Raw genomic sequence first — 220 nt, 5'->3', positions numbered from 1 at the left:
CGGTGAAGAGGGATTCGAACCCCCGACCCTCTGGTCCCAAACCAGATGCGCTACCAAGCTGCGCTATTCACCGACTTAAGTTTTATCTTGATTCAACATCAAGAAGGGAAGCAATGCTACCGCATTCTAGCCTAAAAGGAAAGAATGGGGTGGCTAACGGGATTTGAACCCGCGACAACCGGAATCACAATCCGGGACTCTACCAACTGAGCTATAGCCA

Annotated in this window: 1 tRNA gene; it reads right to left on the bottom strand. The window is 50.5% G+C overall.

From position 1 onward, the window contains the following. Positions 1-73: transfer RNA gene (locus tag ACVA54_RS19810), tRNA-Pro, on the bottom strand. Between the last annotated feature and the right edge of the window lie 147 nt (positions 74-220).

This window comes from Vibrio sp. PNB23_22_6 (assembly GCF_052877535.1).
The sequence above is the reverse complement of the archived record's forward strand: the minus strand, read 5'-3'. Positions and strand labels throughout refer to the sequence as shown.